Genomic DNA, 26598 nt, shown 5'->3' on the forward strand with positions numbered 1-26598 from the left:
TCTCCCCCGTGGGGAGAGGGCTGGGGTGAGGGGTGGATCCATCAGACTGGCTGCAGCTTCTGCTCAAACACCCCAACCCCATCCAGATCCCGCAACACCACACTCATCTCCCCCGTCTGCCCATCAATATTCACCTCACCAAAAAACTGAAACCCGGCAAACGGTGAGGTGTTCTGTGCCGGTGGTGCTTTCTCAAACACCACCTCCGGCCCAAAGGTCTTATCCAGCGAATCAGGCCCGAAGCTCCCCGCATTCAAAGGCCCGGCGACAAATTCCCAGAACGGCTCGAAATCCTGAAACGTCGCACGGTCCGGGTGGTAATGGTGCGCGGCGCAGTAATGCACATCCGCCGTCAGCCAGACAAAATTGCGCACCTGCTGCGTCCGCAGAAAACCCAACAATTCGGCGATTTCCAGTTCACGCCCCTGGGCCGCCCCCGGATCACCGTTGGCCACGGCTTCCCAACGCGCCACACCGGGGCTGACTTCACCATCCGATACGCCGAGGCCGATCGGCATATCAGCAGCGATGACTTTCCACTGGGCCTTGGAGGCCTTCAATTCACGCTTGAGCCAGTCCAGCTGCTCTCGGCCAAGGAACGGTTTAGCGGCACCCAGGTTGTCGTCATTGGCCCCGCGATAGCTGCGCATGTCGAGCACGAACACATCGAGCAACGGACCGTAACCGAGCTTGCGATAAATCCGCCCGCCGCCATCGGCGCTCTGCAACCGCATCGGTGCGTATTCGAGCCAGGCCTGACGCGCGCGACCGACCAGGCTGTGGATATCTTTGCTCTTGTAGCGATCATCCAACTGCTTGCCCGGCGACCAGTTGTTTACCACTTCATGATCGTCCCACTGCCAGATCTGCGGGACCTCGGCGTTGAAGCGGCGGATGTTTTCGTCCATCAGGTTGTAGCGGTAATTGCCGCGATAGTCGTCGAGGGTTTCGGCGACTTTGCTCTTGGCTTCAGTGGTGCTGTTGCGCCACACGCGGCCGCCCTCTGTGGTGAGCTGCGCAGGTACGGGACCGTCGGCGTAGATGGAGTCGCCGCTGTGGATAAAGAAGTCTGGCAGGCGCAATCGCATGGCTTCGTAGATGCGCATGCCGCCGATGTCCGGGTTGATGCCGAAGCCCTGGCCGGCGGTGTCGCCGCTCCAGACGAAACGGATGTCGCGACGGGTTTGCGGCACGCTGCGCAGATGGCCAAACCACGGTTCGCTGGCGACGCCGCTCTGGGCGTCTTCGAAGTGCACGCGGTAGAAAATTGCCTGATCGGCGGGCAGGCCAGTGAGTTCGACGCGGGCAGTGAAATCGGTACCGGAGACGGCCAATGGCGAGACAAAACGACGAGGGTTGCTGAACAGGCTGCGAGTGTCCCACTCCACCACCATTCGCGCCGGACGATCACATCGACTCCAGATCATCGCCCGGTCGCCCAGCACGTCGCCGGACTGCACGCCATCGGTGAGCTGCGGACGATCCTTGACCGAGGCAATCACCGCCGGCGCCAAGCCTGGCAACAACAGCCCGGCGCCGACGGCTTGTATGACACGACGACGGCCGATGTCGAATTCGCTCATGGTGTTCTCCCTGAAAAGGAAAACTTAAGCACATGCCCATGAAACCGGTGTGACACCGCACTACTGTAGGAGTGCGGTGGGGTGTCAGGCGTTGGCGGGTTCCAGTGCCAGTTCGACCGCTTCCGGCCGCTTGAGCACCGCATACGCCACCGCCGTCAACAAACTCCCAGCCACAATCGCCAGCAAATAAAGCAGTGCATGGTTGATCGCATTCGGGATCGCCAGCACGAACAATCCGCCGTGCGGCGCCATCAGTTTGCAGCCGAAATACATCGACAACGCACCGGTCAGCGCACCACCGGCAATGCTCGCCGGGATTACCCGCAACGGGTCTTTCGCGGCAAACGGAATCGCGCCTTCGGAGATAAAGCACAGCCCCAATACCAACGCCGCTTTACCGGCTTCGCGTTCAGTCTGAGCAAACTTGCGCCGTGCAATAAACGTAGCGATGCCCAGCCCAATCGGTGGCACCATGCCGGCCGCCATGGTCGCGGCCATCGGTGCATAACTTTGTGACGCCAGCAGCCCCACCGAGAACGCATACGCGGCTTTGTTGATCGGCCCGCCAAGGTCAACGCACATCATCCCGCCCAGCAACACACCGAGCAGAATCGCGTTGGTGGTGCCCATGCTGTCGAGGAAATGCGTGAGCCCTGCGAGCATCCCGGCCACCGGTTTGCCGACCACGTAGATCATCACCAGACCGGTGAACAGACTCGCCAGCAACGGGATGATCAGGATCGGTTTCAGCGCCTCAAGACTTTGCGGCAAGCGCGCATAACGGTTGATCGCCTGCGCCGCGTAACCGGCGATGAAACCGGCAATGATCCCGCCGATAAAACCGGCGCCCAAGGTGCTTGCCAGCAGACCACCAATCATCCCCGGCGCCAGGCCCGGACGGTCGGCGATCGAGTAGGCGATGTAACCCGCCAGCAGCGGCACCATCAGCTTGAACGCGGTCTCGCCGCCGATCTGCATCAGCGCCGCCGCGAGCGTGCCCGGTTCCTTGAATGCAGTGATGCCGAACACGAACGACAAGGCGATCATCAGACCACCCGCCACCACCATCGGCAGCATGAACGACACGCCCGTCAGCAGGTGTTTGTAGACGCCACTTTTCTCTTGCTTGGCCGGGCCTTTGGCACCGCTCGAAGCGGTTTCCTGCGTGCCTTCGGCCAACGCTTTACTCAGTGTCGCTTCGGCTTGTTTGAGGGCGATGCCGGTGCCGCAACGGTAAATCTTCTTGCCGGCAAAACGCTCGGTGGCGACTTCGATATCACAGGCCAGCAGCACGACGTCCGCATCGGCAATGGCTGCTGCACTCAGCGGATTGCGCGCACCGACCGAGCCCTGGGTTTCGATTTGCAGGTCGTAACCCAGACGCTTGGCCGCTTGCTGCAAGGCTTCAGCGGCCATGAAGGTGTGAGCGACGCCGGTCGGGCACGCGGTAATCGCGACCAGGCGCGGGGCATGTTTCACGAGGGCGGCAGGCTCGGCCACGGCTTCGGGGGCGACGTAAACCTGAGCCTCTTCAGCACCGCGACGCAGCACCGCTTCAACATCTTGCAGGGCTTGCGCCGGGGTACTCTGGAACACCCGCTTGCCGACGAATCGCGACATATCCACCGGCGCGCTGGTCACCAGCAACACCCACGCGGCCGCCTCGATCGTGGCCGCCGACAATTGGCGTTCAGGGTGCGCGGCATCGTTGACTTCGACACTGGTGCTCCAGCCCTGACGCTGGGCCGCTGCATCAAGCAAACGGGCGCACAGCACACTGGTGACCATGCCGTTCGGGCAGGCCGTAACAATGGCTAACTTCATGACAAACCCTCTTATTGTTCTGTCAGGGTGCGCATGCGCACGCCCTGTTCGAGCCGCGCCAACTGCGTGGCGTCGCCAATACCGAAACCGATCTGGGTGACCGCCATCGCGGCAATCGCCGTGGCGGTGCGCAAGGTCTGTTCAGGCGTGTCGGCGCTGAGCAGACCGTGGAGCATGCCGGCCAATAACGAATCGCCTGCGCCTACGGTGCTGACGACACTGACCTTGGGTGGCGTGGCATGCATCGCCGCGCCGACACTGAACCAGTTCACACCGTCGGCACCGTCGGAGATCACCACGTGCTCGATGCCTTGAGCGTGCAAGCGGCTCGCGGCTTGCGCTTGCGCAGCCACCGAAACCACCTCACAACCCAGCGCGTCGGCCAGCTCTTCGGTATTGGGTTTGATCAGCCACGGGCCAGCCTTGAGCGCCGCCCGCAAGGCTTCACCACTGGTGTCCAGCGCCACGTTCAAACCGAGATTTTTCAAACGCACAATCAACGCCTGCAACCATTGAGGACTGATGCCTTGGGGCAGGCTGCCGGCGACGACGACCGCGTCATGACCGGGTGCAATCTGATCAAGTCGATCAAGCAACGCCTGCTGCGCGACTTCACTCACCAAGGGGCCGGGCCCGTTGATGTCGGTGATGCGCCCATCGCTTTCCGCCAGTTTGATGTTGCTGCGCGTCTCACCCGGAACACGGATGAACGCGTCGACAAAACCGCGTTTGGCGAACAGGGCTTCGAACGCTTGAAGGTTGTCCTCCCCGAGGAAACCGCTGACCGTGAGCTGATGCCCGAGGTCCGCCAGCACTTGTGCCACGTTCACGCCTTTACCGGCGGCATGCGCGTGCATCTCGTCGCTACGATTGACCTGGCCGGGTGCAAGTACCGGCAGCTGGACAGTGAGGTCCAGTGCAGGGTTGAGAGTCAGTGTCAGGATCTTGGCCATTACAGGGCCTCCACTAATGCGCGCACTTCATTTGCGCTGCCCACGGCCAGGGCCTGTTGGGCAAGGATTTTGGTCTGGGCCAGGCTGAGTTCGCGAACCCGCGCCTTGACCTCGGCAATGCTGCGACCTGAAACACTGAGCTCATCCACACCCAGACCGACCAGCACCGGCACCGCCAGTGGATCGGCCGCCAACTCGCCGCACACGCCGACCCACTTGCCGTGGGCATGCGCCGCACGCACGGCAATGTCGATCAGTTGCAGCACCGCAGGGTGCAAGCCGTCAGCCTGGGCCGACAAGGTCGGATGACCACGGTCGATGGCCAGGGTGTATTGGGTCAGGTCATTGGTGCCGACGCTGAAGAAGTCGACCTCTTTGGCCAGCACCGGCGCCAGCAATGCAGCCGACGGCACTTCAATCATGATCCCCAGTTGCAGATCGGCAACCGGAATTTCCAGACGCAGACGTTCGGTCATGTCCCGCGCCTGGCGCCACTCGTCGACGCTGCCGACCATGGGAAACATGATCCGCAGCGGGCGGTTGTCGGCTGCACGCAGCAACGCGCGCAATTGCGCTTCCATGATGTGCGGACGTTGCAGGGTCAGGCGAATACCACGCACGCCGAGGAACGGGTTTTCTTCTTTGGCGATCGGCCAATACGGCAGCGGTTTATCGCCACCGACATCGAGAGTACGGACCACCAGCGGCCGACCGGCCAGACCATCGAGGACGCGACGGTATTCGACTTCCTGGGTCGCCTCGTCGGGCGCTTGCGAGTGGGCCATGAAAATCAGTTCGGTGCGCAGCAGGCCAATGCCTTCGGCGCCCTGCTCCACCGCGCTGGTCACGCCTGCACTTTCACCAATATTGGCGAACACTTCGACCGCATGGCCGTCGGTGGTCAGCGCCGGTTGATGGCGTTGTTCGGCGGCCGCTTTCAGGCGTTGCTCGCGGGTGTCGCGTTCTTCGGTGGCGCGCTGCAAGGTCGCCGCGTCGGCGTCCACGTGCAGGCGGCCGCGCTGACCATCAATCAGCAACGGCGTGCCCGGCGCCAGCAGCAACACCGCCGGGCCTGCGCCGACCAGCGCCGGAATACCGAGGGCTCGGGCGACAATCGCACTGTGAGCGGTGGCGCCGCCACGGGCGGTGAGAATGCCGGCGACACGGGCCGGATCAAGACGGGCGACATCGGACGGACCGACTTCATCCATCACCAGAATGTACGGTTGCTCAGGCTCGCTCGGGGTTTCGACGCCACTCAATTGCGCCAGCACTCGACGGCCGATATCACGCAAGTCGGCAGCGCGCTCGGCGAGCAAGGCGTCCTGCAGCGATTCCTGCTGCTTAGCCGCAGTCTCAATCACCGCCATCCACGCCGCTTCGGCGCTTTCGCCCTGCTTGAGACGGGTGTCGACTTCATCGGTCAATTCCGGGTCGTCGAGCATTTCCTGGTGGGTGATGAAAATCTCGCGAATGGCCTTGGACTTGCTGCGTTCAATCAGGCCTTCGATGTCGCGACGCACGTCCGCCAACGCCTGTTGGAGACGCTCGCGCTCGATCGCAGCAGACTCACCGCGCAGCGGGTACTCAATGGTTTGCAGCACTTGAATGTGCGCCGGGCCGATGGCGATGCCCGGTGCGGCGGCGATGGCCTGAACCAGACTGCCGGACGCTGGCGCGAGGATTACCTCGGCCACATCGGCGATCACTTCGCGCTGTTGGCTCACGGCTGGCAGCGGTTCGACTTCTTCACCGAGGCCTTCTTCGATGGCGGCCAGCAAGGCTGGCAAGGCATCGGCGGCGATGCTCGGTTCGGCGACAAATTCCAGCACCTGGCCGCGACGGGCGCCGAGGCTGAGCAGTTTGCTCAAACTCTTCACCGACACCGCGCTGTCCTGGCCATCGACGATGCGTACGCGGATTTCACCTTCAAAACTTTTCGCCAGTTGCGCGAGGATCTTCGCCGGACGCGCGTGCAAGCCGTGGGCGTTAGCCAGGGCGATGCGAGCACTGGGCCAATCGGCCGGCAGCTCTCCGCCCAGGACTTCGAGGACTTTACGGCTGCTGGTGGCGCGGCCCAATTCGTGGCCGCGACCTTCGATCAACAACGCACAAAGGCGTTCGAGCAAGGCTTGATGGGCTTCACCAAGGCTGGCCAGGCAGAACAGACCGCTGAGCGGCTGGCCGAGGTAACGCATGGGTTTGTCCGGCGTGACGAAGGCCAGGCCCGGACGCTTGACCGTTTGCTCGCTGTGCAACCACCACAGGCCATCGCCCAGGGGCAGCGCATCAACTTGTTGCAACACCGCCGAGAAACCGTTGCTCACGCAGTCGGCCTGACGCAGCAAACGCGCACCGCGCCAGACCAGCTCTTCGAAGTCATCGGCGGACACACCGAGGCCGATCATCTGTGCATCCAGCGCCAGTTCCTGCGGCGCGCCTTGCAACAACTTCAACAAGGCTTCGGCGGAACTGGCGCGGCGCAGCGCCTGGCCCAGGTCGGTTTCGCCGAGGGCGCGGGTCAGCAGTTGCAACAGGCGCAGGTGTTCGTCGGATTTGGCCGCAATACCAATCGCCAGGTAGACAATCTGACCGTCGCCCCAGTCCACGCCTTCAGGGAACTGCATCAGCCGCACGCCGGTGGAAAACACCAGATCGCGGGTTTCCGGCGTACCGTGGGGGATGGCAATACCTTGACCGAGAAAGGTCGAGCCCTGGGCTTCGCGCGCCTGCAACCCGGCGAGATAACCCTCGGCGACCAAGCCATCGGTGACCAGATGCTGGGCCAACAGGTGCAACGCTGCGGACTTATCCACAGCCGACTGGCCCATGGATATCTGCTCTATGGTGAGCTCGAGCATGCTTTCTCCTTTTTGGCGTCTTGTGACGCCAGGTATTGTTTTGAATGATTCAGCTTAGGCTCTTAGACACACCTTTTCAGGGGCAGTTTTGGCGGTTTCGCGGCAGAACCGACAAAGGAGCCTGTAACGTAGAAAATACGCTTGCTGAAACGTTTAATCTAGAATGATTGGCACGTTACTCGATAATGTCTCATCCTTGAAGTCCAATTGTCGGATGCGTCGCGACGATGGTCGTCTGCCTTAATCGGGTAGGATTGGCGAAAATGTCGAGGCAAGCTCGAAAAAACAAGGAAAACCCGGGTTGAAACTCAGTGATATCGCCCAGTTGGCCGGTGTGTCCGTTACCACCGCCAGCTACGTCATCAATGGCAAGGCAGAACAACAACGTATCAGCAGTGCCACCGTCGAGCGCGTGCGCGCGGTCGTCGAACAACATGGCTTTACGCCCAATCCCCAGGCTGCCGGGCTGCGCAGTCGGCATACCCGCACCCTGGGTTTCATTCTGCCGGACCTGGAAAACCCCAGTTACGCGCGAATCGCCAAACTGCTGGAACAAGGCGCCCGCGCTCGCGGCTATCAGCTGCTGATCGCCAGTTCCGACGATGCACCGGACAGCGAACGGCAATTGCTGAAACTGTTCCGGGCCCGGCGCTGCGATGCATTGATCGTTGCCAGTTGCCTGCCGACCGGCGATGACAGCTATCACCAATTGCAGGCCAAGGGCATTCCGATCATCGCAATCGACCGGGTCATGGAGCCTGAGCATTTCTGTTCGGTGATCAGTGATGACCGCGAGGCCAGCCTGCAACTGACCCGCAGTCTACTGGAACCGCTGCCCAAGCAGATCGCACTGATCGGCGCACGCCCCGAACTGAGCATCAGCCAGGAGCGGGCGGGCGGTTTCAAAGAAGCGTTGGACGGGTTCAAAGGCGAGGTACTGATCGAACACGGCGAGTCGTTCAGCCGTGAGTGCGGCAAACAGTTGATGGAAGAACTGCTGCAGCGTCTGGGCCATTTGCCGGATGCGCTGGTGACCACGTCCTACGTGCTGCTTCAGGGCGTATTCGATGCCTTGCACGACTTCCCGCTCAAAACCCGCCCGCTGCGCCTCGGCACATTCGGCGACACGCAGCTGCTGGATTTCCTGCCGCTGCCGGTCAACGCCATGGCCCAGCAGCATCAGCTTATCGCCGACAAAGCGCTGGAACTGGCCCTGGCCGCCATCGAGCAATCGGATTACCGACCCGGCGTGCAGGCCATCGCTCGGACCTTCAAGCAGCGTATTCGCCAGGACTGAACCGTGGAGCTGATCGACAGCCACACTCATCTGGATTTTCCGGACTTCGACGAGGATCGCACGGCGTTGTTGGCCGAGAGCCGCGCCCTCGGAGTACGACGGATGGTGGTGCTGGGGGTTTACCAGGCCAACTGGCAACGGGTCTGGGATCTGGTGCAAAGCGATCCCGATCTGTATGCGGCGTTTGGTCTGCACCCGGTGTATCTCGATGATCATCGCCCCGAAGACCTGACGGAACTCGGTGACTGGCTGACTCGGTTAACCGGCCATCGACAGCTCTGCGCCGTGGGCGAGATCGGTCTGGATTACTTTATCGAGATCCTGGACCGCGAACGTCAACAGGCACTGTTCGATGCGCAACTGCAACTGGCGGCGGACTTCAATCTTCCGGCGCTGATTCATGTGCGACGCAGCCACGCGGCGGTGATTGCCACGCTTAAACGGTTTCGCTTGAAACGTGCGGGAATCATTCATGCCTTCGCCGGCAGCAAAGAAGAAGCCCGCGAATACATCAAGCTCGGTTTCAAACTGGGCCTGGGCGGTGCCGCGACCTGGCCTCAGGCCCTGCGCATGCACCGTGTGCTGGCCGAATTGCCGCTTGAATCGGTGGTACTGGAAACCGATTCTCCGGACATGGCACCCGCCATGTTCCCCGGCCAACGCAACAGCCCGGCGCATCTGCCGGCGATCTGCTCGGCACTGGCCGGGATCATGGCGATCAGCCCTGAGCAATTGGCCGCCGCCAGCACTGCCAACGCTTGTGAGCTGTTCAACTGGTAATCAGTCGGCGTAGGCCTTCGCGGCTTCCAGCGTCAGCGTCATGTGTTGCCGGTGCCGGGCAAAACGCATGACGGCGAAATAGACGAAAATCGCCAACAGCGAAAAATTCAGCTGCTCCACGACGCTGAACATCCCGATCCACTCCAACACCAACGCCACCAGCAACGCGGTGCAAACCATGACCAACGTGCTCGCCCGCAGCAATGCCAGGGAGTCGAGCGACTTGAAGCGCTTGATCTGTTTCGGATCGTTCAGTTGTAAAGCTTTCTGGCAGTGGGAACACGTGAACGCTTCATTGATCGCAATGGCATTGAGTTGCCAGGGTTTGAGCAGAAGCGTGCTCGCGCAATGAGCGCAATGACCCTGGATTCCAATCGTTACCGCAGACATAACCGAGCCTCCTCAGGGCGGGTCCAAGTGATTGATCTTCCTTCATTAAAGACCAAAAACCAGACGACGGAGGAAAACCGGACATTGCCCGCCAGTTGATTCGTTTTTTTTCAGACCCGGAACGCGCTGATCAGTTGCTTGAGCTCCACCACCTGAGCCGACAACGCGCGACTGGCGTCCTCGGTCTGGTGTGCACCTTCGGCAGTACGCTCACCGGCGCGGTTGATTTCGACAATATTCTGGTCGATGTCATGGGCCACGGCGGTCTGCTGCTCTACCGCGGCGGCGATTTGCTGGTTCTGATCGACGATCATGCCGACGGCGCCGAGGATGTTTTCCAGCGCTTGCTGAACCTTTTCCGACTGCCCCACCGTGCCGTTGGCCATCTGATGACTGGTCCCCATCGCCTTCACCGCAGCGCCGACACCGCTGTGCAGTTTGGCGATCATCTGCTCGATTTCCTCGGTCGATTGCTGGGTGCGCTTGGCCAGGGTCCGAACCTCATCCGCCACCACCGCAAAACCACGGCCCTGCTCACCGGCCCGAGCGGCTTCGATGGCCGCGTTGAGGGCCAGGAGGTTGGTCTGTTCGGCGATGCTCTTGATTACCTCCAGCACGCGGCTGATGGACTGGCTGTCGCTGGCCAACTGATTGATCACCAGCACCGACTGGTCGATCTCACTGGCCAGTGCAGCGATGCTGCCCTGCTGGGACTCCACCAACCCGCGACCGCTGATGGTCTCATCGTTGACGCTATGGGCGCTGCTGACCGCTGCCGCGGCACTGCGTGCAACCTCAAGTGAGGTGGCCGACATCTGGTTCATGGCCGTGGCGACCTGCTCGATCTGCGTGCGCTGCCCCGCCACCGCCTGGTTGCTCTGGGCGGAAACGTTCTCCACCTGCCCGGCCTGGCGCTCAACTTCAGTGACGGTCTGGCCGACCCGCTCGATCAAGTCATGGATTTTCTTCACGGTGCCGTTGAACACCTCACCCAACTCGCCCAATTCATCGCGGCTGTTGGCGCTGAAGGTCACCGTCATGTCGCCGGCCGCGACCTTGTCCATCACCGCGCCAAGACGCTTGAGGGTGGTGCGGGTCGAAGCGTAGAAGCCGCCATAGAGGTAAAAAATCAACACAAACACCAACGACAGCGCCACGGCCTGCAAGACCATATGCGTGCGGTTCTGCTCCAGTCGTTGTTGCAGCTGAGTGCCAAGAAACTTCAGAGTGGCTTCATTGAGTTGGTACGTCTGATCCATCAGGCCCGTGACCTGATCGTAAAAGCCCTGCCACGGCGCATCGAGCGTGTCGGCCATCACCACCTGCTCCTCGAACAGTTCACTGGCCTTTTTCAACGACGCCTTGCTGCTATCGGCCTGAGCCGCCAGGGTTTCCCGTGCCGCTTTGCTGGAACCCAGCGCGTCCTGCAACTTCAGGGCATATTCGGCCTGCAGTTTTTCGATCTGCGCCAGCAACTCATCAAAACGGGTACTCGATGCCGAGTTGAGAAAGCCCTGCCCCAGCGAAAAAGAGCCCATCGCCCGGCCTTCGCCCAGAAGCTGGGTAACGGGCGGGGTGACATTGGTGATGAGTTCGCTCAGCTGTCGCATGTCGCTCTGGGTGTCGCGGCTCAGGCCGGCCTGACTGGCGATGATCTGGCTGAAAATTTGCGCATTGCCGAGCAACTTGCCGATCATCGCGCTTTTGCTTTGCAGGGAGTTTTCCGCTTGCTGGGCCTTGAACGCGGCGATCATTTCATCGCGCTTGCCATCGAAAACCAGGATTTGCTCGGGGTCCGCGGTCATCGCCGTCAGCCCTTGCAAACGGGTCAGCACACTTTGCCCCAGGGTACTGATCTGCGACTCGACATTGCCGGCCTTGCCGGACTGACCGAGGGTGACGTTGATCTGCACCAGGTTGTTCAGGGTTTCCAGATCGCGCCGTAACGTCAGGCTGCTGCCCAGCAGGTCGAGGCTTTGCAGTTCGACCCGGGTGCCTTGGAGTTCTCGATAAGAATCGCGCACCAGATAAAAGTTGGTCACCAGCATCGGCACAAGGAACAGCACGCTGATCAGGCTGAACTTCATGCCAAAGCTCAGGCGGTTCATTAGCGCGACGGCGGGATAGAGCAAGCTCTTCACTGGAAGTCTCCCTTTGATTTCTTATTTTTATTGGCAGGCGCGGGTCGACAGCAGATAGCCACTATTCAGCGCTGTCTCTGTATAGCTCAAATCGGCGGGAGGTTTTGTAACTTAAGGTTAACGGCTGGATTGACGCGGTCTCTGTAGCAGCTGGCGCAGCCTGCGTCCGGCTGCGCAGCAGTCGTAAATCCTGATCACGCGGTGAGTCAGCCAAACCGCGGTGTCTGAGTTGGCGACTGCTGCGCAGCCGAACGCAGGCTGCGCCAGCTGCTACAGGATTTCAGTGTGCTTACGGAAGGACGGTCCACAACGCGAAACCGGCGTACCAGAGCACCGCCGCGCGCAGCAGCAGTTCCCAGATCCGGTCGAGGCTGTTGATTCCGTCAGGACCGACTACCGGTGCCGGGATTTCACCGGCCACCAGCCCGACCTTCTCGATCAATTGGGCGGCGCTGATGTTCCAGTTCAGCAGCTCGTGCAGCATCACCCGGCTGACCGCGACAAAGTTGCCGACCAACGCAAAACTCGCCGCCAGCAGACGCACCGGCACCCAGTCGAACGCGTGACGCAGTTTGGCCGCGCGCTCGACCACGGCCGGGTTCTGCCCGTGTTCTTCGGCCAGGGCGAGCAGTCGATAGCTCAGGGCCGCGACCGGACCCAACAGGAAGTACCAGAAAATCACCGCGAAAAAGCTCTGATAAGCCTCCCACAGCAGATGCCCTTCGACCCGCTCCAGCAGTTGTTCGCCGCTATCGGCGCAGATACCCAGGTCGCGGTTCGCCACATGAGCGGCCGCTTGCAGGTCTTCCCGGCGCCAGGCATCGCGAAACGGCCCGAGACCGGCCAGCAGATCACCGCGGCCCAGACTGTAAATCACCACCAGCAGGTGCACCGGCAATGCCAGTAGACCGTAAGCCACCGGGCTCAATACCACCAGCAGCAAACCCAGTAGTGCCACTGGCAACAACACCAGGATCAGCAAAATCAGCCACGGATTTTTCGCCAGACGCGGACTGACCTCAAGCTTGTTCAGCTCGTGAACCCATCCACCATCGCGCTGAACCCGATGACGCAAGGCCGAGAACTTCTCGATCCAGACCGCCAACAGCAACACCAGAAAACTCATTGTTACTCCTTATTTTCCAGAGCAGCTTTTGCCAGAGCGGCGCGATAGCGTGCCCAGTCGAACGCTGGCCCCGGATCGGTTTTACGCCCGGGTGCGATGTCGCTATGCCCGCAAATGCGCTGTGCGGTAATGGCTGTGAAGGCGCTTTGCAGCTGCCGGGTCAGGGCCGTCAACGCTTGATACTGAGCGTCGGTGAACGGCAGATCATCCGTGCCTTCAAGTTCGATGCCCACGGAAAAATCGTTACAGGTTTCCCGGCCTTCAAAACTCGACACGCCGGCATGCCAGGCACGCTCAAGACAAGAGACAAACTGAGTGACGGTGCCGTCACGTTCGATCAGAAAGTGCGCAGACACACGCAGGTCGGCGATCCCTTCAAAGTAGGGATGCTCCGTGACATCCAGACGATTCTGGAAAAATTCCTGCACCTTGCCGGTAGCGAACTGCGCTGGCGGCAGGCTGATGTTGTGGATCACCAGCAGGGAAATTTCGCCCGAGGGGCGCGCATTGAAGTTGGGCGAGGGGCATATATCTACGCCCTGACACCAACCGCTCGCGAGGTCCAACTGCATACAGGTTCCTTCAACGACGACTGTGTTGGCGCCCAGTATGCCGCGATAGACCCTCGGGGCGCGATCACTTGCCGCGATTGAGGCGACGCAGATTGCCGATCACCGACTCCAGCGCCCGGTCGAACAGCAAGGTGTCGTCCAGCGCGCGCACCGCGCCACGCCGGAACTCCAGCGCCAGACCGGTGCGGCTGCGCTCCAGCACTTTCATCCCGGTGCGATTGACGAAAATGTACTTGCCGGTGGCTTCAATGATCGCCGCCAGCTTGCAGCGCAGGGTGTTTTCCTCGTCTTCCTGAAACTCGACCCAGCACCCCAACCGCAGTTGATCGACCTGAAGCAGACCGGCATCGTCCTCCGGCAAGCGCACTGACGCCGTATCGACCGGCCCTTCGTCAGCGGTTCGCAGGACGATTCCCTGCAGCACTTCGACCATAACCGGTGTATCGACAGACGGCTCAAGCTTTTGCCCTGGACGTTCGAACAGTTGAACGTGCAAGGCTTCCAGCTCACTGAAAAATTCGCTGGTGGCGAACGGATCGAAGGCCGAACTGCTCAGACCGTCGCGCAACGACTTGAGCAACCCAGGCACCAACACCAACAAGCGCAGACTCGCATCGGGCTCGTCATGACGCTGTACGCTCCAGATCAATTGCTCCATGGACTGCACATCGGCGTGCCACTCGGCCGACTGATCGCCGTGCTTGAGACAGGTCAGCAGCAGCACCTGGCTCCACGCTTCCTGGACAAACACCACCACCCGCTGCGGCAATACTTTGCCCAACAAGGCCTGATTCAGCACCTGTTCGACGCGCTGGCGGGCCAGTTCCGTCCTGGCGCGGCCTTCTTCGGCGTCACGGGTACGTTGCTCCAGCAGCTCACTGCGACGGCGCTCGTCGCTGGTGAAGGCGAGAAAATCCGCCAGCAATTCGGAAAAAACCGCCGGATCATCGACAAAATCGTTCAGCAACCGTTGCACCACTTGCTCGATGCGCAGATACAGGCTGTCGCGCTCATGGTCATCGCACTCGCCCCAGCCCATGGCTGCGGTGGCGATTTCATTGAGCAGGCGCCGGGCCGGGTGACTGCTGCGGCTGAAGAAGCTCTTGTCGAGCACCGCCACTTTCAGCATCGGGATCTGCAAACGGCCGATCAACGCCTTGAGCGAATCCGGCAGATTGCGGTCATCGAGGATGCATTCGAAGAGCATGGCGATCAGGTTGATCACGTCTTCGTCAGCCACCCCGACCACGCGAGACTTGCCACTTTTGACGCTGACCCGGGTCAGCAGCTGTTCGAGCTGGTTTCGCAGATCGAAGTCGTCCTGGGCTGCCGGTGCCGGCACGTATTGCTGCAAGTGCGAGAGCAGCCGCAATAGATCACGGGTGGAAATCGGCTGTGTCCGGGCACTGGCTTCAAGGGTTGGCGCGACACTGCCACGCACGTGAAACAGCAACTCCTGCAACGCCGCGAAAACTTCCTGCACGCCGTCGTCAATCTGAGAATTGCCAGTCCGCACGCCTGTCTCGGCGGGGTCAGCACGAACACTCGCAGCCGCCCGATCGGTGGCACGCCGCGCCGGGGCGGGCTTGAGGTCTGGTAGCACGCCGGTGGCGATCAGCAGTTGATTGGCTTCGGCGTAAAGCTGATCAGCATTGCTGAGCACATAGCGTTCGAACAACTTGAGGATGATCAGCTTGACCTTGATTTCCATGCCCAGGTTGCGCCCGGCCTGCAAGAAATACTCGCAGAGCAGCGTTGGCCCCAGGGGGTTGTGCTGTTCGACCAGCGTCTTGCCCTGCAGTGTGCTGAGCCGAGCGGTGAGCTGGTCCAGGGCGAAACCGTCGCGGTTCAGCACTTTGCCGACCATCGCCTCCACTGCCACGCTGCGCTCCATGTCGTCATCGGGCATCGACGCCGAGGCATCGAAAGCCAATGCCCGGGGCAAGGCAGCTTGGGAAATGTCGTACTGCGCAAGGCTGACGAAGGCCTCGAAGAATTGTTCGAGAAAACCGCGTTCGATGTTTTTACGCTTGAGGCGCAAGTCGCGCATGGCTTCGAAGAAGAGGTTCTGTTCGACGTCATTGCGGGCCCGGTCGGCCATTTCGAACAGTGTGTCGTCGGCGTTATCGAACAGTTCCTGCAACCCATGCCTGAGCTGTTGAGCGGCCTTGTCGCGAACCTGAAGCAGAATCACAGGCAGGCGGGCGAGCGGCGAGTGAGTCGCCTGGTCGGTAGCAACCTTGTGCAAAGGCACTACATTCCCGTCGTTGTGCATTCAGGCCTCCTGAAAAGGTGAGTCTTCGAAGTCGTCAATCCAAATCCACGTCAAAGCCATGACGTCAAAAGCAAGGCGGATTATCTTGCAAAAGATGTCCCCTGTACCAGCAGACTCTGCGTTTCCCATTGAAATAGACGCTTATGGCAGACGCCAACTTAGAGCCGATTGCTCAGGCGAATCGACCAAATGCAGGTTTCAGAGCGATGGGAACGCCTCTGATGCCTTGGGTTGCCCAGCGCCATGGCCCTATAATCGGGCCACTTTGTTTGTGGAGTCCGTTATGCCGAATCTACGTCTCGCCGATTTGACCGCCGAAATCGAAGCCAACGTGCGCCGTGCGTTGCTCGAAGACATCGGCAGCGGCGACATCACCGCACAGCTGATCCCGGCCGAACGCCTGGCCAAAGCCACGATCATCACCCGCGACGCTGCCGTCATCTGCGGCACAGCCTGGGTTGATGCAGTGTTTCGGCAGCTGGATCCACGTGTTGCGGTGCACTGGGAGGTGCGCGATGGCGAGCGGGTGAAACCCAATCAGGTGCTATTCCACCTCGAAGGCCCGGCGCGCTCGCTACTGACGGGCGAACGCAGTGCACTGAACTTCCTGCAGTTGCTGTCTGGCGTGGCCACGCGCGCCCAGTACCTGGCGGATTACGTTGCCGAGACTCAGGTGAAGCTGCTCGACACCCGTAAAACCTTGCCGGGGCTGCGTCTGGCGCAGAAGTACGCCGTCACCTGCGGCGGTTGCCACAACCATCGCATCGGCCTGTACGACGCCTTCCTGATCAAGGAAAACCATATTGCCGCCTGCGGTGGCATCCCGGAGGCCATCAAAGCCGCGCACAAGATTGCGCCGGGCAAACCGGTGGAGATCGAAGTGGAAAGCCTGGAGGAGCTGAAAGAAGCCCTGGCGGCTGGTGCTGACATCATCATGCTCGATGAGTTGAGTCTGGATGACATGCGCGAAGCCGTGCGCCTGAACGGCGGCAAGGCGAAACTGGAGGCCAGCGGCGGTATCAACGAAAGCACGCTGCTGCCGATCGCCGAAACCGGGGTGGATTACATCTCGATTGGTGCGATGACCAAGGATGTGAAGGCTGTCGATCTGTCGATGCGCTTGAGCCTTTGATAACGCCTGGTGAATGAAAAACGCCAGCCTCGTGAGGCTGGCGTTTTTATCAGACCACCAGATTGTTCATCTCGCAGTACTCTTCCCACTCGACGCCCAACACCTCGGCAGCCTCCTTGTGCAGAACAAGGCGCGCAGCCTCGAACTCTTCAGGGGTTGAGGTGTACTTGAGCGTCAGTTCCCACGGCTGCAAGCCCTGGGATTCCGCCTCATCCTCGAATGCCCACTGGATCTGGTCTTTCTGATCGTCGGCGGGCAAGTCCTTGATCTCTTCGGCTAGCTGAGGCGATTCCAGCAAGTACTTCTTCAGCGCTTCTGCGTGTCTGGCTTCTTGGGTCAACTCTTTAACGGTCATGGCGTTCTCTTTGATCTGGGGAATGGAAGATGGATCTGGATCATCAAGGATCTCTCTGACGCAAAAAAACCGTTTGAAGCCCGGTTTGTCTGGCCTTCAGAACCATTCGGGGATCATTTGAAAACTGCAATGTGGAGCTCATGCAAGGTCCGAATATAGGACCTTTGGCTGACGATTTATACGGATCTTTACATCAAATCTACAAAAAACCGGATGCCATCACCGGCCATGCCATTTTTTGCGGCCCCTCAGGAACATGTTTCGAAAACCGGAGTCATAGCGATGTGCCATATAGGCACTTCACAAGGAACTCAGGTGATGCGCAATTTCCCAAAGCTTTCGTCTACCCTGTTTGCAACCGGCATGGCCGCCCTGCTGCTCGGCAACCTGGTACTGCCCAATACCGCTCAAGCCAGTTTGGAATACAGCTCCGACAGCTCCAATTCCGGCGATAAATTCCTCACCCTCCACAACTCGTACGGTAAAGAGGTGATGGCCAGGAGCAGCATCAGTGTCGAAGACGTAGTGAAATTAACGAACACTGTTAAAACCAACACGACTGAAATCGACACCCTGAAGAAAACCATCAGCGAACAAGCGCGCCTCATCGAAGAACTCAAACGCAACAACGGTACAAGCTCCAGCTCGAGCTCCAGTGAAATGTCCAACCTCAAGCGCACCGTCAGCGATCAGGATAAAGATCTGAAAAAGCTCGCCAGTCAGGTAGAAGACCTCAAGCGCAGCGCTGGATCGAGTTCCAGCCCAAGCTCCAGCGACCTGTCCAACCTGAAACGAGAAGTCAGCGATCAGGACAATCAACTGGATCAGCTCAAACGCGCGGTCGAAGACCTGAGCCGGAAGGTGAAATAACAAGTCTTTGCCCGAGACAGGAGTCGAACCTGCGACCTTCGCGTTACGAGTGCGCTGCTCTACCAACTGAGCTACACGGGCGGTGAGCTAAACCTAGCACAGCTTTGGCGAGTCGCAACCGCAAGCCCGTCTCGGTTTATGGCAGACAAAAAAAGGCCCCGCAGTTTTCACTGCGGGGCCTTTTTTACAACGTTGAAACAATCAAGCGGGGGTGTCTTAAACGCCCGAAGCCTTGGCTGCTGCTACGTCTTTGATGGACAGCTTGATACGGCCGCGGTTGTCCACGTCCAGTACCAGTACTTCCACTTCCTGGCCTTCTTTCAGGATGTCGGTCACTTTCTCTACGCGAGCGTCGCTCAGCATCGAGATGTGAACCAGACCGTCCTTGCCAGGCAGGATGTTGACGAATGCGCCGAAGTCGACGATGCGCTCAACCTTACCGACGTAGATCTTGCCGATTTCAGCTTCTGCGGTGATGCCCAGAACGCGCTGACGGGCAGCTTCAGCCGCTTCCTTGGTTTCGCCGAAGATCTTGATCGAGCCGTCGTCTTCGATGTCGATCGAAGCCTTGGTCTCTTCGCAGATCGCACGAATGGTCGCGCCGCCTTTACCGATGACATCACGGATTTTGTCGGTGTCGATTTTCATCGCGATCATGGTCGGAGCGTTTTCCGACAGTTCGGTACGCGACTGGCCAATGATCTGGTTCATCTGACCGAGGATGTTCTGGCGCGCTTCCAGGGCTTGGCCCAGAGCGATTTCCATGATTTCTTCGGTGATGCCTTTGATCTTGATGTCCATCTGCAGCGCGGTAACGCCTTTGGCAGTACCCGCTACTTTGAAGTCCATGTCGCCGAGGTGGTCTTCGTCACCCAGGATGTCGGTCAGGACGGCGAATTTCTCGCCTTCTTTAACCAGACCCATGGCGATACCGGCAACCGGTGCCTTCATCGGAACGCCGGCATCCATCAGCGCCAGGGAAGCGCCACAGACCGAAGCCATGGAACTCGAACCGTTGGACTCGGTGATTTCCGACACAACACGGATGGTGTACGGGAACACGTCGGCAGCAGGCAGCATGGCCTGAATCGAACGACGGGCCAGACGGCCGTGACCGATTTCGCGACGACCAGCGCCACCCATGCGACCACACTCACCTACCGAGAACGGAGGGAAGTTGTAGTGCAGCATGAACGGGTCTTTTTTCTCGCCTTCCAGGGTGTCCAGCAGTTGTGCGTCACGGGCGGTGCCCAGTGTTGCAACAACCAGAGCCTGGGTTTCGCCACGGGTGAACAGAGCCGAACCGTGAGTCTTTGGCAGAACACCGACTTCGATGTTCAGCGGACGTACGGTCTTGGTGTCGCGACCATCGATACGCGGCTTGCCGTTTACGATGTTTTCGCGAACGGTGCGGTATTCGATTTCGCCGAAAGCCGCTTTGACTTCGCTGGAGGAAGGCTGACCTTCTTCACCGGACAGCTTGGCAACCACCTGGTCTTTCAGTTCGCCCAGACGAGCGTAACGGTCGGCCTTGATGGTGATGGTGTAAGCCTGGGAGATCGCGTCGCCGAACTCGGCACGGATAGCGCCCAGCAGAGCGGTAGCTTCTGGTTGTGGAGCCCAGGCCCAGGTTGGCTTGGCTGCTTCAGCGGCCAGTTCTTTAACAGCGTTGATCACAACCTGGAATTCGTCTTGAGCAAACAGTACCGCGCCCAGCATCTGGTCTTCGGTCAGCTCTTTGGCTTCCGATTCAACCATCAGAACGGCATCCGAAGTACCGGCAACGACCATGTCCAGGCTCGAAGCTTTCAGTTGTTCGTAAGTCGGGTTCAGCAGGTAACCGGTGCTTTCATGGAACGCAACGCGGGCAGCGCCGATCGGGCCATCGAAAGGAATGCCGGAAATGGCCAGCGCAGCCGAGGTACCGATCATCGCAGCGATGTCCGGATCGGTCTTCTTGCTGGTGGAAACGACGGTGCAGACAACCTGCACTTCGTTCATGAAGCCTTCTGGGAACAGCGGACGGATCGGACGGTCGATCAGTCGGGAAGTCAGGGTTTCTTTCTCGGAAGGACGGCCTTCACGCTTGAAGAAACCGCCAGGGATCTTACCGGCAGCGTAAGTTTTTTCCTGGTAGTGAACAGACAGAGGGAAGAAGCCCTTGCCTGGATCGGCTTGCTTGGCGCCGACCACAGTCACCAATACGCTGACGTCGTCGTCAACGGTGACCAATACTGCGCCGGAGGCCTGACGGGCGATACGGCCAGTCTCGAGGGTAACGGTCGACTGACCGAACTGGAATTTTTTGATTACCGGGTTCACGGTGTCCTACCTTCTTTTGTGGCTCTTGGGGAACTTGTCTTCTTGCGAAATTCTTGGGCAACGCCGGGAATCGGCCCGACTGTCATTGTCCAGGTAAAGCAGGTATCCAGATAAAACTTGAGGCTGGGAGCCTGCCATGCGCCAGCGGGAAACCCACTGACGTACGACAGACAACCAACCTCTAGCGCAATCGCTTATTAGCGACGCAGACCCAGGCGACCGATCAGAGTCTGATAGCGACCCAGATCCTTGCCTTTCAGGTAGTCCAGCAGCTTACGACGCTGGTTTACCATGCGGATCAGACCACGACGGGAGTGGTGATCTTTACCGTTGGCCTTGAAGTGACCTTGCAGCTTGTTGATGTTGTGGGTCAGCAGTGCAACTTGCACTTCTGGCGAGCCAGTGTCACCAACAGCTTGCTGGTAGTCAGCTACGATTTGAGCTTTTTCTTGAACGTCGAGAGCCATGAGGCAATCCTTTTATCAGGAAACTGTTTCAAAGAAACAGCTTCAACAGGCCAGGGACAAATCCCTGTATCTAAAAATGAGTAGTGACCGTGCCTGTTAACAGCCACCCTCGTTCGGTCATTCTGACCGAATCAGTCGACGTGGCGCGATGCGCCCGTCTTCGCTCACTTCACCGATACCGATGAAGCGACCATTGTGATCCTGTACCCGTACCATGCCGAACTTCGGTGCATCCGGGGCTCGTACCGGTTGGCCGTTAAGCCAGTAGAACGAGCTGTGCTCCGAGAACTGCAACAGTGGCCAATCCAGCAAGCCGCTGTCCGATGGCATCAGGAAGCGGTCGACCGCTTCGTTGCCGCCTTCGGCATGTACCGCTTCCAACTCTTCAAGCGTGACCGTCTGGGCCAGCGTGAAAGGCCCGGCCTGGGTACGTCGCAGTTCAGCAACGTAAGCGCCACAACCGAGTTGCTCACCGATATCCTCCACCAGGGTGCGGATATAGGTACCTTTGGTGCAATCCACTGCAAGCCGCGCAGTATCACCTTCAAAGGCCAGTAATTCCAAGCGCGTAATAGTAACAGAACGCGGTTCGCGCTCCACTACTTCACCTGCCCGGGCCAGCTTGTACAACGGCTGGCCATCACGTTTGAGCGCCGAGTACATGGGCGGTATCTGACTGATTTGCCCACGAAATTTCGGCAGCACCGCTTCGACATCGGCGCGACCAACGGTCACCGGGCGCTCCAGCAACACATCACCCTCGGCATCGGCCGTGGTAGTGGTCTTGCCCAGTTGCGCCAGGGTTTCGTAACCCTTGTCGGAATCGAGCAGGTATTGCGAAAACTTGGTGGCCTCACCGAAGCACAACGGCAACACGCCGGTGGCCAGCGGATCGAGACTGCCGGTGTGCCCGGCCTTCTCGGCGTTCAGCAACCAGCGAACCTTCTGCAACGCCGCATTGGAGGTGAACCCCAGTGGCTTGTCGAGCAGGATGATGCCGCTGACGTTACGACGGATACGTTTGACCTGAGCCACCGATTACTCCTTGGTGTCTTCGGCTTCTGCCGCAACCGGATGCTGATTGTCTTCAGCTACCGCACGTTCGATCAATGCCGACAGATGAGCACCACGCACGACGCTTTCGTCGTAGTGGAAGTGCAACTGTGGAACGCTGCGCAACTTCATTTCGCGAGCCAACTGCATGCGCAGGAAACCGGCGGCGGAGTTGAGCACCTTGATGCTTTGCGCGATGTCTTCAGCGTTGTCCTGACCCATCACGGTGATGAAGATCTTGGCGTGACCGACGTCACGGCTGACTTCAACAGCGGTAATGGTGACCAGGCCGACGCGCGGGTCTTTGACTTCACGACGGATCAGCTGTGCCAGCTCACGCTGCATCTGATCGCCGATACGTTGGGTACGGCTGTATTCTTTTGCCATGTCTTGTTACCTGTTACTGCCACACGGTGAAACCCGTGGGGTCTGAAAGCGGCAAACGCCCGGCCTGACAAAAGCCAGACCGGGCGTTGCGTTTAGAGTCCTGACGCCGTGCCGCGCACTTGCATGCGGCGGCTCGCCGTGGCCCTTGAAGTGCGCGAGTTAGAGGCTGCGAGCAACCTGGACCTTCTCGTAGACTTCGATCTTGTCGCCAGCTTTGACGTCGTTGTAGCTCTTGACGCCGATACCGCATTCCATGCCGGCACGTACTTCGGAAGCGTCATCCTTGAAGCGGCGCAGGGATTCCAGCTCGCCTTCGAAGATAACGATGTCTTCACGCAGTACACGGATTGGACGGTTACGGTGAACAACACCTTCGATAACCATGCAACCGGCGATCGCGCCAAACTTCGGCGAACGGAACACGTCACGCACTTCAGCGGTACCCAGGATGTTCTCGCGAACATCGCTGCCCAGCATACCGGTGAGGGCTTTCTTGACGTCTTCGATGATGTCGTAGATCACGTTGTAGTAACGCATATCCAGACCTTCCTGCTCGACGATCTTGCGAGCGCCAGCATCGGCACGCACGTTGAAGCCGAACAGTACAGCATTGGAGGCCAGTGCCAGGTTGGCGTCGGACTCGGTGATACCACCGACACCGCCACCGACAACACGCACTTGCACTTCGTCGTTACCCAGGCCATTCAAGGCACCGTTCAACGCTTCCAGCGAACCACGGACGTCGGATTTGAGGACGATGTTGAGCGTCTTCTTCTCTTCCTGACCCATGTTCTCGAAGATGTTTTCAAGCTTGCCAGCGTGAGCACGGGCCAGTTTGACTTCGCGGAACTTGCCTTGACGGAACAGAGCCACTTCACGGGCTTTCTTCTCGTCAGCAACTACGCTCATCTCGTCGCCAGCGTCCGGGGTACCGTCCAGGCCGAGAATCTCGACAGGGATGGAAGGACCAGCTTCCTTGATTGGCTTGCCGTTCTCGTCGAGCATGGCGCGAACGCGGCCATAGTTCGAACCGACCAGCACCATGTCGCCTTGGCGCAGGGTACCGTCTTGAACCAGAACGGTAGCAACCGGGCCACGACCTTTGTCGAGACGCGATTCAACCACGACGCCACGGCCAGGAGCCGAAGGAGTCGCTTTCAGCTCCAGAACTTCAGCTTGCAGCAGAACAGCTTCGAGCAACTCGTCTACGCCAGTACCGACTTTCGCCGAAACCGATACGAACGGGGTGTCGCCGCCCCACTCTTCCGAAGTCACGCCGTGAACCGACAGTTCGCTACGGATGCGATCGAGATCAGCGCCCGGCTTGTCGATTTTGTTCACTGCAACAACCAGCGGAACACCGGCAGCCTTGGCGTGCTGAACGGCTTCAACGGTCTGCGGCATTACGCCGTCGTCCGCTGCAACCACCAGGATCACGATGTCGGTCGCCTTGGCACCACGAGCACGCATTGCGGTAAACGCGGCGTGACCCGGGGTATCGAGGAAAGTGACCATGCCGCGATCAGTTTCAACGTGGTACGCACCGATGTGCTGGGTGATACCGCCGGCTTCGCCTGCAGCTACCTTGGCACGACGGATATAGTCGAGCAGCGAGGTCTTACCGTGGTCAACGTGGCCCATTACGGTCACAACTGGTGCACGGGAGAACGCTTCACCTTCAAATTTCAGGGACTCGGCCAGGGAATCTTCCAGGGCGGTGTCGCTGACCAGGGTCACTTTGTGGCCCAGCTCTTCGGCAACCAGTTGGGCAGTTTCCTGATCCAGTACCTGGTTGATGGTTGCTGGAGTACCCAGTTTGAACATGAACTTGATGATTTCAGCAGCCTTGACCGACATCTGCTGGGCGAGATCGCCAACAGTGATGGTCTCGCCGATCTTCACTTCGCGCACTACAGGGCCGGTTGGACTCTGGAAACCGTGAGCGTTGCGTTTCTTCAGCTTGGCCTTGCCGCGACCACCACGACGGAAGCCATCGCTTTCTTCGTCGGTAGTACGTGGGGCAACGCGTGGAGCAGGCGCTTTCTCTTTGACCGAAGCACGATGCGGAGCGTTTTTGCGCTCGCCATCGCCACTGCCACGACGACTGTTATCGTCGGCACGTGGTTTGTCCGGACGGCGCTGTTCATTCTGCTTGTTGCGAACGTCGGCGGACGGCGCTGGTGCAGCAGCCACAACCGGCGCGCTTTCACGTACTGGCTCGGCAACTGCAGCAGGAGCTGCGACGGCGTCGTTAGTAGCGGATTGCGCAGCAGCAGGCTGGCGACGCGCTTCTTCTTCGGCGCGACGCTTGGCTTCTTCTTCAGCCTTCTGACGTGCAGCATTTTCTACTGCGCGACGTTCGTCCAGTTCGCGTTTGCGCTCGGCTTCGATTTCTTCCGGGCTGCGCTGTACGAAAACTTTCTTTTTACGCACTTCAACGCTGATGCTTTTACTGCCAGCAACACGCAGGGTGCTGGTGGTTTTGCGCTGCAATGTAATCTTGCGCGGTTCTTCCACTTTCGCCTTGTGGCTGCTCTTCAAGTGAGTCAGCAAAGACTGCTTCTCACTATCGCTCACACCTTCATCGGCGGCGGTGTGCGGCAGACCTGCCTCACGCATCTGCTGCAACAGGCGCTCTACCGGTGTTTTGACCTCATCGGCCAGTTGTTTCACCGTGACTTGCGTCATGCACTTCTCTCCTCAGGCCGCGCCTAATTACTCGAACCAGTGGGCTCGGGCGGCCATGATCAACTTGCCGGCACGATCATCGTCAATGCCGTCGATGTCGAGCAGGTCGTCAATAGACTGCTCGGCCAGGTCTTCGCGGGTAATTACGCCGCGCACCGCCAGTTCCATCGCCAAATCCTTGTCCATACCCTCAAGCGAGAGCAGGTCTTCGGCCGGATGGGCGTCTGCCAGCTTTTCCTCAGTAGCGATGGCTTTGGTCAACAAACGATCCTTGGCACGAGCGCGAAGCTCGTTGACGGTTTCTTCGTCAAAGCCGTCGATGTTGAGCATTTCTTCCAACGGTACGTAGGCAATCTCTTCCAGGCTGGTAAAGCCTTCATCTACCAGCACCTGTGCCAGGTCTTCGTCGACTTCCAGCTCGTCGATGAAGTTGCGCAGGATGTCGCCGGTTTCTGCTTGCTGCTTAGCCTGGATGTCCGATTCGGTCATCACGTTCAGGGTCCAGCCAGTCAACTGGCTAGCCAGACGCACGTTCTGACCACCCCGACCAATGGCCTGAGCCAGATTGTCTGCGCCAACGGCGATGTCCATTGCATGGGCATCTTCGTCAACGATAATTGCCGCCACTTCAGCCGGCGACATTGCATTGATCACGAACTGAGCCGGGTTATCGTCCCACAGGACGATGTCCACACGCTCACCGCCCAACTCACCCGACACTGCCTGGACGCGCGAACCGCGCATACCGATGCAAGCGCCTTGCGGGTCGATGCGTTTGTCCTTGGAGCGGACCGCGATCTTGGCGCGCGAACCCGGGTCACGGGATGCTGCCATTACTTCGATCAGGCCTTCAGCGATTTCCGGCACTTCGATGCGGAACAACTCGATCAGCATTTCCGGCGCGGTACGCGACAGGATCAGCTGCGGGCCGCGGTTCTCGGTGCGGATTTCCTTGAGCAGCGCACGCAGACGCACGCCAACCCGGAAGGTTTCGCGAGAAATGATGTCTTCGCGAGCCAGCAACGCTTCAGCGTTGTTGCCCAGGTCGACGATCACGTTGTCGCGGGTCACTTTCTTCACGGTGCCGGAGATGATTTCCCCCAGGCGCTCGCGATAGGCATCAACGACTTGAGCGCGCTCGGCTTCGCGAACTTTCTGCACGATGACTTGCTTGGCAGTCTGTGCAGCGATGCGGCCGAACTCGATGGATTCGATCTTATCTTCGACTACATCGCCAACCTGAGCACCAGGATGCGTTTCTGCAACCTTGCTCGGCCAGGTTTCGATGGCCGGATCGTCCAGGTCTGCTTCTTCGACGACCGTCCAGCGACGGAATGTCTCGTAAGCACCGGTGTGGCGATTGATTTCCACACGCAGATCGACTTCGTCCTCGAAACGCTTTTTGGTAGCAGTGGCCAGAGCCAGCTCCAGCGCTTCAAAAATTACGTTTGCCGGTACGCCCTTTTCATTGGATACCGACTCAACAACCAGCAGTACTTCTTTGCTCATCGTACGCCTCGCC

Annotated in this window: 20 protein-coding genes and 1 tRNA gene; 4 read left to right on the plus strand and 17 right to left on the minus strand. The window is 59.5% G+C overall.

Features of this window, described 5'->3' with window-relative positions; all coding sequences use genetic code 11:
* Window positions 1-41: 41 nt before the first annotated feature.
* The 4 genes from KGB23_RS19820 to ptsP form a co-directional block, all read right to left on the minus strand.
* Complete coding sequence (locus KGB23_RS19820; protein WP_223432290.1) at window positions 42-1583, minus strand: alkaline phosphatase D family protein; 1542 nt, start codon at window positions 1581-1583, stop codon at window positions 42-44.
* 84 nt (window positions 1584-1667) lie between these two features.
* Entirely contained in the window at window positions 1668-3407 is a 1740-nt protein-coding gene (locus tag KGB23_RS19825; RefSeq protein WP_223432291.1) for a PTS fructose-like transporter subunit IIB, read from the minus strand.
* A gap of 11 nt (window positions 3408-3418) precedes the next feature.
* Window positions 3419-4360 (minus strand): 1-phosphofructokinase, encoded by a 942-nt coding sequence (gene pfkB / locus KGB23_RS19830; RefSeq protein WP_223432292.1) that lies wholly within the window; start codon window positions 4358-4360, stop codon window positions 3419-3421.
* Window positions 4360-7221: a phosphoenolpyruvate--protein phosphotransferase gene (gene ptsP / locus KGB23_RS19835; RefSeq protein ID WP_223432293.1), complete on the minus strand. Its 2862-nt coding sequence runs from the start codon at window positions 7219-7221 to the stop codon at window positions 4360-4362. The genes pfkB and ptsP overlap by 1 nt, the downstream gene beginning before the upstream one ends.
* 301 nt (window positions 7222-7522) lie before the next feature.
* Between ptsP and cra the strand changes: the two genes are divergently transcribed.
* Together cra and KGB23_RS19845 are read left to right on the plus strand one after the other, a co-directional pair.
* Window positions 7523-8518 (plus strand): catabolite repressor/activator, encoded by a 996-nt coding sequence (gene cra / locus KGB23_RS19840; protein WP_223432294.1) that lies wholly within the window; start codon window positions 7523-7525, stop codon window positions 8516-8518.
* 3 nt (window positions 8519-8521) lie between these two features.
* Window positions 8522-9298, plus strand: coding sequence for a TatD family hydrolase (locus KGB23_RS19845; RefSeq protein ID WP_223432295.1), 777 nt, complete (start codon window positions 8522-8524; stop codon window positions 9296-9298).
* Here the strand turns inward: KGB23_RS19845 and KGB23_RS19850 are convergent, their stop codons facing one another.
* The 5 genes from KGB23_RS19850 to KGB23_RS19870 all read right to left on the minus strand — a co-directional run bounded on the left by KGB23_RS19850 (window position 9299) and on the right by KGB23_RS19870 (window position 15802).
* Window positions 9299-9688, minus strand: coding sequence for a hypothetical protein (locus tag KGB23_RS19850; protein ID WP_223432296.1), 390 nt, complete (start codon window positions 9686-9688; stop codon window positions 9299-9301). It abuts the gene before it with no gap.
* A 110-nt stretch (window positions 9689-9798) separates the two neighbouring features.
* The gene (locus KGB23_RS19855; RefSeq protein ID WP_223432297.1) at window positions 9799-11829 is read right to left on the minus strand and encodes a methyl-accepting chemotaxis protein; all 2031 of its coding nucleotides are present in this window, start codon (window positions 11827-11829) and stop codon (window positions 9799-9801) included.
* Between the two features lie 289 nt (window positions 11830-12118).
* Complete coding sequence (gene ampE, locus KGB23_RS19860; protein WP_223432298.1) at window positions 12119-12955, minus strand: regulatory signaling modulator protein AmpE; 837 nt, start codon at window positions 12953-12955, stop codon at window positions 12119-12121.
* Window positions 12956-12957: 2 nt separating this feature from the next.
* A complete protein-coding gene (ampD, locus tag KGB23_RS19865; protein WP_223432299.1) occupies window positions 12958-13527 on the minus strand; it encodes a 1,6-anhydro-N-acetylmuramyl-L-alanine amidase AmpD in 570 nt (189 codons plus the stop codon).
* A 64-nt stretch (window positions 13528-13591) separates the two neighbouring features.
* The gene (locus KGB23_RS19870) at window positions 13592-15802 is read right to left on the minus strand and encodes a DUF1631 domain-containing protein (RefSeq protein ID WP_223432300.1); all 2211 of its coding nucleotides are present in this window, start codon (window positions 15800-15802) and stop codon (window positions 13592-13594) included.
* A 283-nt stretch (window positions 15803-16085) separates the two neighbouring features.
* Here KGB23_RS19870 and nadC point away from each other — a divergent pair, with 283 nt between their 5' ends.
* On the plus strand, window positions 16086-16934 hold the full coding sequence (gene nadC, locus KGB23_RS19875; RefSeq protein ID WP_150658743.1) for a carboxylating nicotinate-nucleotide diphosphorylase: 849 nt from the start codon (window positions 16086-16088) through the stop codon (window positions 16932-16934).
* 49 nt (window positions 16935-16983) lie between these two features.
* Here the strand turns inward: nadC and KGB23_RS19880 are convergent, their stop codons facing one another.
* Window positions 16984-17289 (minus strand): DUF6388 family protein, encoded by a 306-nt coding sequence (locus KGB23_RS19880; protein ID WP_046046051.1) that lies wholly within the window; start codon window positions 17287-17289, stop codon window positions 16984-16986.
* 318 nt (window positions 17290-17607) lie between these two features.
* Here KGB23_RS19880 and KGB23_RS19885 point away from each other — a divergent pair, with 318 nt between their 5' ends.
* A complete protein-coding gene (locus KGB23_RS19885; RefSeq protein WP_223432301.1) occupies window positions 17608-18159 on the plus strand; it encodes a hypothetical protein in 552 nt (183 codons plus the stop codon).
* 8 nt (window positions 18160-18167) lie between these two features.
* Here the strand turns inward: KGB23_RS19885 and KGB23_RS19890 are convergent.
* The 7 genes from KGB23_RS19890 to nusA form a co-directional block, all read right to left on the minus strand.
* A tRNA-Thr gene (locus tag KGB23_RS19890) sits at window positions 18168-18240 on the minus strand.
* 135 nt (window positions 18241-18375) lie between these two features.
* On the minus strand, window positions 18376-20481 hold the full coding sequence (gene pnp / locus KGB23_RS19895; RefSeq protein ID WP_150658742.1) for a polyribonucleotide nucleotidyltransferase: 2106 nt from the start codon (window positions 20479-20481) through the stop codon (window positions 18376-18378).
* Window positions 20482-20678: 197 nt separating this feature from the next.
* Window positions 20679-20948: a 30S ribosomal protein S15 gene (gene rpsO, locus KGB23_RS19900; protein WP_003177875.1), complete on the minus strand. Its 270-nt coding sequence runs from the start codon at window positions 20946-20948 to the stop codon at window positions 20679-20681.
* Window positions 20949-21065: 117 nt separating this feature from the next.
* Window positions 21066-21983 (minus strand): tRNA pseudouridine(55) synthase TruB, encoded by a 918-nt coding sequence (truB, locus tag KGB23_RS19905; protein WP_008149014.1) that lies wholly within the window; start codon window positions 21981-21983, stop codon window positions 21066-21068.
* A gap of 3 nt (window positions 21984-21986) precedes the next feature.
* Window positions 21987-22388: a 30S ribosome-binding factor RbfA gene (gene rbfA, locus KGB23_RS19910; protein ID WP_008149016.1), complete on the minus strand. Its 402-nt coding sequence runs from the start codon at window positions 22386-22388 to the stop codon at window positions 21987-21989.
* A 159-nt stretch (window positions 22389-22547) separates the two neighbouring features.
* On the minus strand, window positions 22548-25076 hold the full coding sequence (gene infB, locus KGB23_RS19915) for a translation initiation factor IF-2 (RefSeq protein ID WP_223432302.1): 2529 nt from the start codon (window positions 25074-25076) through the stop codon (window positions 22548-22550).
* Window positions 25077-25103: 27 nt separating this feature from the next.
* A complete protein-coding gene (nusA, locus tag KGB23_RS19920; RefSeq protein WP_095129499.1) occupies window positions 25104-26585 on the minus strand; it encodes a transcription termination factor NusA in 1482 nt (493 codons plus the stop codon).
* Window positions 26586-26598 lie beyond the last annotated feature (13 nt).

The sequence above is a fragment of the Pseudomonas sp. GL-B-26 genome (assembly GCF_019947405.1).
Lineage (GTDB): Bacteria > Pseudomonadota > Gammaproteobacteria > Pseudomonadales > Pseudomonadaceae > Aquipseudomonas.